Source organism: Candidatus Zixiibacteriota bacterium (assembly GCA_020853795.1).
Classification (GTDB): Bacteria; Zixibacteria; MSB-5A5; order CAIYYT01; family CAIYYT01; genus JADJGC01.
The window spans coordinates 1-5,949 of the sequence record JADYYF010000138.1; the positions used below are offsets into that span (position 1 = coordinate 1).

Below are 5,949 nucleotides of genomic sequence, written 5' to 3' on the forward strand. Positions count from 1 at the left end.
CCGGCGGCTACAAGGCGCTTGCCAAGGCGCTCACCAAAATGACGCCGGATGAAGTGATTCAGGAAGTCGACAAGGCCAACCTGCGCGGCCGCGGCGGCGGCGGATTTCCGGCCGGCCGCAAATGGAAGACCTGCAAGGCGGTTGAGTCAGACGTGCGCTACGTCATCTGCAACGGTGATGAGGGCGATCCCGGCGCGTTCATGGACCGCTCGATTATGGAAGGCGATCCGCACAGCGTACTCGAAGGGATGATGATCTGCGCCTACGCCGTCGGCGCCAAACAGGGTTATATCTATGTCCGCGAGGAGTATCCGCTGGCGGTGATTCACCTGCAGAAGGCGATCGACGACTGTCTGGCCTACGGGCTGCTCGGCGAGAAAATCCTCGGCACCGATTTCACCTTCACAATCAAGATCGCTCGGGGCGCCGGCGCCTTCGTCTGCGGCGAGTCCTCGGCATTGATGCGTTCGGTGGCGGGCGAGGTCGGCGAGCCGCGTGCCAAGTATATTCGTTCGGTCGTGAAGGGTCTGCACGACCAGCCGACGGTGCTCAACAACGTCGAAACCTTCGTCAATGTGCCGGTGATCATTAACAACGGCGCCGAGTGGTTTACGGCGATCGGCTGCAAGAACAACTCCGGCACCAAGGCCTTTTCGCTGGTCGGCAAGGTACGCAACACCGGCCTGATCGAGGTCGCGATGGGAACGACCCTGCGCGAGATCATTTACGATATCGGCGGCGGAATTCTTGAAGACCGGCCGTTCAAAGCGGTGCAGACCGGCGGTCCCTCCGGCGGCTGCCTGCCGGCGGATCAGCTTGATCTGCCCGTCGATTTCGATTCGCTCACCGCGGCGGGTTCGATGATGGGCTCGGGCGGCATGATCGTGATGGACAACAAGACCTGCATGGTCGATTTCGCGCGCTACTTCCTCAATTTCCTCGTGTCCGAATCGTGCGGCAAGTGCGTGCCATGTCGTGAGGGATTGTACCAGTTGCACGAGTTGACGATCAAGGTGTGCGAAGGGAAGGCCACGCTGGACGATCTCGACAAGATCGAGAAGCTGTCGGAGGTCGTCGTGCGCGGATCGTTGTGCGGGCTGGGCAAATCGGGTCCGAACCCCGTGCTGTCGACGCTGAAATACTTCCGCGATGAATACGTCGCGCATATCCAGGATCACAAGTGCCCGGCCGGAGTGTGCCGCGCGCTGATTACCTATACGGTGATTGCCGAGAAATGCACCGGCTGTCTGGCCTGCATCACGGCGTGCGCTTACAACGCGATCACCGGCAAGAAAAAAGAGCCGCATTACATTCACCAGGAGCGCTGCACCAAGTGCGGGGCCTGCGAGGCGGTATGTCGTTATGATGCAATCGAGGTGGCATAGATGAGCACGGTCATGATTACCATCAACGGAAAACCGGTGCGGGCGACGGCGGGTGAATACCTGCTCGGTGTGCTGCGGCGCGAGAAGATCGACGTGCCGGCGCTGTGTCATCACGAATCGGTCGAGCCGTACGGCGGCTGCCGGCTGTGCACGGTCGAAATCACCAAGGCCGAGTGGAAGGGCTGGAAGGATTACGTCGTGTCGTGCCTCTACCCGGTCGCGGCAGGATTGATCGTGCAGACGCACGCGCCGGAAGTGATCGAACTGCGCAGGACGCTGCTGGATCTATACCTGGCGCGGCATCCGCAGACGAAGCTGATCCAGGACATGGCGGCCGAGTACGGCGTCACCCAGACCAGCTACCAGACGGTGCCGGATCCGAACGACTGCATTCTCTGCGGCCTCTGCGTGCGCATTTGCGACCGCATGGGCTTCGCGGCGATCTCGGCGGTCAATCGCGGTCATGGGCGGGAAATCGCGCCACCGCTGCATGAAGCGCCGCCCGACTGCGTCGGTTGTCTCGCCTGCGCGCTCAATTGCCCGACGAACTACATCAAGTACGAAGATGCCGGTTTCAAGAGGACGATCTGGAAGAAGACGTTCGAGTTGTTGCGCGACGGCAAGACCGGTGCGCCGACGATTACCCGCGAGTTCGCCGAGTACCTGATCAAGCATCGCAACATCGAGGCGGACTACTTCAAACTGAACGATGAGTCGCACCGCAAGGAGACGGCGCTCAACCTGGGCAAGATCGTGCAGTGGAACCGGGAGGCGGCGTCATGAAGATGCAGTATCAGGTGATTCCGCATCTGTGCATCGGCTGCCGCACCTGCGAACTGGCCTGCTCGTTTACGCACGCGCAGAACGGCAAACCGGGACGCAGCCGGATCTATCCGCTCGATGCCGGGCACAAGGAGATGTGGGTGCCGGTGGTGTGCCTGCAGTGCGAGGACCCGGCGTGCGTCAAGTCGTGCCTGGTGGATGCGATTCAATTGAATCCGGAGGCCGGCGCCTACGAGATCAACAAGGAAGTCTGCGTGCGCTGCATGGCGTGCGTGGCGGCCTGTCCGTTCGGATGTTCGCTCTTTGACGCCCAGCATCAACAGGTGATCAAGTGCGATTTGTGCGGCGGCGATCCGGCCTGCGCGCATTTTTGCCCGACCAAGGCGCTGACGTACGTGCCGATCAAAGTGTAGATCGAGAAACCCGACGGGAGAGTGTCGGAGTCGTGTGATGGAGTCGGGTTTCTCGGATCGAATTGTCTAATTCGAGGTCTTGGGGTTGACGAGGCCAGGGAGGAATTTCCTGGCCTCGTTGTTTTGAGGGTACCTTTCGCAAGGTGCCGCAGGTCAAATCCCGGCTCGTGGCGATTCGAAATGTCGTTGAGTACGGCTCTCCTTAATGGCGTGTTGTCTGAGTACTCAAGACGAAGGGATTTGACATGTGCATCATTCAGCGCGTCAAATCCCTCCAGAAGCCAAGACAGATTCTCTTCATCTGCGAGCGAACCATTGCCTTCCGCGCGGGGACTACAACCTGGCGGGATTTGACCTACGACGATCAGATCGCTAGTTTGCGATTGCATTGCAACCGCCACCACACGGTAGCCCACCCGCAGCGCCCGCGGAGGGTGGGGCGTTCCCCTACTCCCCCACCGCCGCCCACCAGCGATCAACAATCTCAGGATCACCATACCAGGGGCGGCCGAAGACGGAATCATGCTTGACCCCGTCGAGGATCAGCGCGTGCGCCGGATCGAAGATCGCCGACTTGACCGGGATGATGCCGTCGCCCAGTTCGCCGCGTTGCGCACCGTGGATACGATAACGCAGGCGGGCGGCATAAGCGGCCAAACTTCGCGGTCGGCGGGGGTAATCGACTCTGCCAACGACCGAGATAATCGGAATTGAAGGCGCGTGTTCCACGAGGCAGCGATCGAGATGATTCCACGAATTGAGACGGCTGACCAACCCGCGCTGGTGCGGTGAGCCGAGCGTAACGACAATCTTGATCCGGTCGGCGCAAGAGGCGGTGAATTTGAGCGGCAAGCCGGGCGCAAGATAGAGGCGAGTAACGATCCCGCCAAGACTGTGAGCGACGACGATGATCTCGGAAGCACCGGTTGCGACCGCGGCGGTCAGAGTGGCATCGAGTTTCCCTAACAGTGCCGTCCAACCGCGTTGCCCGATTACGCCGGGCCAATCCCCGGCCATGATCGGAACAACCGAGACCGGAAGCGTTGAAATCTCCCGCAGGCGATCGGCCATGCGCGTGTAGTGACGCGGCGAGGTTGAAAAACCGCCGATGATGACGATGGCATTGGACACGGAGCGAATTTAGTCCATCGGCGGTGTGGAAGCAACTTCCGCAGCGCCGACGCAGGCGAGGGCGTGACTCAGTTCTTCCTGGCGGTGGAGTCAACTGCCGCGGGCGGCGGCACCTTCGGCGGCACCAGCGGGGCATTAGGGCATTCGCCGTAAGCCTTGGCGTGAACTTGTTGAAGTGACGCCAACATATTCGAGCACGCTTTCAGCCCGACTAGCTTCTTGATACGGCAGCCGTCCGACTCCAGCAGCCAGATCGCCGGTACTGCAGTCGAGCGCCAGACCTTGGCCGCCAGTTGTGCCTCGGTCATCGGCTGGGCGTTACTGATCACCGCCAGTTGCGATTCGGTGTTGACGCGGATCGGGATGAAGTTGGCGTTGATGTAGTGAATCAAGCTGGTGTCGGTCAGCGCGCCGGCTTTCAGCTTGCGGCAATAGGGGCAGGTATCGCGGTAGAAGAAGAGCAACACCGGCTGGTCGACCCTGGCGGCCAGCGCCATGCCGCTGGTATAGTCGTGCCAGGCGATCGAGTCGGTGGCCACGACACCCAGTGAGTCAACAGCCGGCAGCGCCGCCGGCGATGCGGCCAGCAGCAGCACGGCAGTCACCACGAACCAAAGGATTCCCCGCGGGGTCATCATCAACTCCATAATCACAAATGATGCCGGACAGTATCGTTGATTGTACGCCCGGACGTCAAGCCAGTTTCACGGGGAAACGATTATCTGGCTAAATCGAGTATACGGATCGCTAATGGAATAGGGGGAGTGGCCGATCCATATTAACATCAGGGCACCGAGAAAATGAAGCAAAGGCGATTACATCGGGCGTTGCGCACCGGCTTACTAACCGGGTTTGGGCTGATTCTGGCGACGGTCTGGCTCGATGAAGTCATTGATCTGCCGCACCGCCTGCTGGACGCTCCGGCAACCCCGGTCAACTATCTCGAGAGCATTTTCGAATCGATCGTGATCATCGTTCTGGCCCTGGTCGTGTTGTCGATCAACCGCTGGGCGCTGGGCCAGATTCGCACGCTGGAAGGGATGCTGGCGGTGTGTTCGCAATGCAAGAAGATCCGCGCAGGTGACCAGTGGGTGACGATCGAATCGTATGTCGCCGGCCATTCCGAGGCGACCTTCAGCCACAGCCTATGTCCGGAGTGTGCGTGCGAACTTTATGGTGAAGCGGGTACACTGGCGACGGAAACCCAAAAGAAATCCGGGCGGTCGAGTGATGCTGACGCCCGGACCTCAGACTAACCTCAGCCGCAGAAACGGCCGCTAAATCTCCGCCCAGTTGATCGTGTAAGTTCCGCTGGCCTGCGTATCGGGATCGTAATAGCTGACGATCTCGACCTTGTAGTTCTTGCCGGCGGATTGGACCACATACGTATGCCGTTTTGAGGTCAACTGATGGGTGCTGAAATTGTAGTTGTACCAATCGTTGACGGTGAAAGCGGACTGCATTTCGTCACTAACCCAACGCGGGGGACCAAACTGATTGACGTTATTCACGGCATCAAAGTCGGAGCGATCCTGAAGGCCGTCGTAGATCGGAAACGCCGCGGCTTGACCGATTCCGAAAATCGAGCCGTTGAGGTAGACATCGTAAGCAAAGATCCGAATGTCCCAATCAGTCGAATTCGCCGGATCGGCGGGAGTAACCACCTGGCCGGTGGAGAAATCGAAGTAGAAGCCATTCTCCTGATCGACCGTATCGACATCAAAGGCCCCGGAGAGATCAAGCGAGGCCGCGATCGGCTGATAAGTGTACTTCAGTACCATCTTCCCCTGCTTGGGCGGTGCCTGGCCCGCGAGCACATCGAGAAGTTGGAATTTGACGTAGTTCCCGGCAGCATCAGAAAGCACATAAACATACCGCTTGGGCGTCAACTGGTGGTTGTCCATATTGTAGTTCCACAGGCTGTCGAGCGCGAAGTCGTAATCATCGGCCATCCAGTCGTCCGACTTGATTGTTGCGAGCTTGACGGCATTCGCTTCCGCAAACTGATTGTCGCCGATCACGCCGGCCGCAGTGAGATCAACGGCCTTCACATCGCCGGGGCCGGAGAAGCCTCCATTGGTCTTGATATAGCTTTTCTTGAAAGCGATGTGCCAATTTGAAGAGGCCTTCGCTTGCGCATCGGAGAGTGTGACGACGTCGCGCGTGGTGAAGCTGTAGTAAGCGTAATTTCCGCTCGATCCGTCGGCGTTCAAGATCGTCGTCCAGTACTGCCCGGC

Annotated in this window: 7 protein-coding genes; 4 read left to right on the plus strand and 3 right to left on the minus strand. The window is 59.5% G+C overall.

Features of this window, described 5'->3' with window-relative positions:
- The 3 genes from IT585_11055 to IT585_11065 all read left to right on the plus strand — a co-directional run.
- Positions 1–1,385: 4Fe-4S binding protein (locus IT585_11055; protein ID MCC6963778.1), on the plus strand; the 1,385-nt coding region annotated here is incomplete at its 5' end.
- The gene (locus IT585_11060; protein ID MCC6963779.1) at positions 1,386–2,168 is read left to right on the plus strand and encodes a (2Fe-2S)-binding protein; all 783 of its coding nucleotides are present in this window, start codon (positions 1,386–1,388) and stop codon (positions 2,166–2,168) included. It begins immediately after the preceding gene.
- Positions 2,165–2,581 (plus strand): 4Fe-4S dicluster domain-containing protein, encoded by a 417-nt coding sequence (locus tag IT585_11065; protein MCC6963780.1) that lies wholly within the window; start codon positions 2,165–2,167, stop codon positions 2,579–2,581. The genes IT585_11060 and IT585_11065 overlap by 4 nt, the downstream gene beginning before the upstream one ends.
- A gap of 447 nt (positions 2,582–3,028) precedes the next feature.
- Here the strand turns inward: IT585_11065 and IT585_11070 are convergent, their stop codons facing one another.
- Together IT585_11070 and IT585_11075 are read right to left on the minus strand one after the other, a co-directional pair.
- Positions 3,029–3,712: an alpha/beta fold hydrolase gene (locus IT585_11070; protein ID MCC6963781.1), complete on the minus strand. Its 684-nt coding sequence runs from the start codon at positions 3,710–3,712 to the stop codon at positions 3,029–3,031.
- Positions 3,713–3,780: 68 nt separating this feature from the next.
- Positions 3,781–4,350: a thioredoxin family protein gene (locus IT585_11075; GenBank protein ID MCC6963782.1), complete on the minus strand. Its 570-nt coding sequence runs from the start codon at positions 4,348–4,350 to the stop codon at positions 3,781–3,783.
- A 162-nt stretch (positions 4,351–4,512) separates the two neighbouring features.
- Between IT585_11075 and IT585_11080 the strand changes: the two genes are divergently transcribed.
- Positions 4,513–4,968 carry a hypothetical protein gene (locus tag IT585_11080; protein ID MCC6963783.1) on the plus strand — a complete coding sequence of 152 codons (456 nt, stop codon included), beginning with the start codon at positions 4,513–4,515 and terminating at the stop codon, positions 4,966–4,968.
- 21 nt (positions 4,969–4,989) lie between these two features.
- On the opposite strand, the gene IT585_11085 is transcribed toward IT585_11080, so the two are convergent.
- Positions 4,990–5,949, minus strand: a 960-nt coding sequence (locus IT585_11085; GenBank protein ID MCC6963784.1) for an HmuY family protein, incomplete at its 5' end; no start/stop codon positions are given.

Excerpts from the sequence above, each read along its gene's own strand:
- IT585_11060 (MCC6963779.1), top strand. The coding sequence starts at position 1,386 with ATGAGCACGGTCATGATTACCATCAACGGAAAACCGGTGCGGGCGACG.
- IT585_11065 (MCC6963780.1), top strand. The coding sequence starts at position 2,165 with ATGAAGATGCAGTATCAGGTGATTCCGCATCTGTGCATCGGCTGCCGC.
- IT585_11075 (MCC6963782.1), bottom strand. The coding sequence starts at position 4,350 with ATGATGACCCCGCGGGGAATCCTTTGGTTCGTGGTGACTGCCGTGCTG.
- IT585_11080 (MCC6963783.1), top strand. The coding sequence starts at position 4,513 with ATGAAGCAAAGGCGATTACATCGGGCGTTGCGCACCGGCTTACTAACC.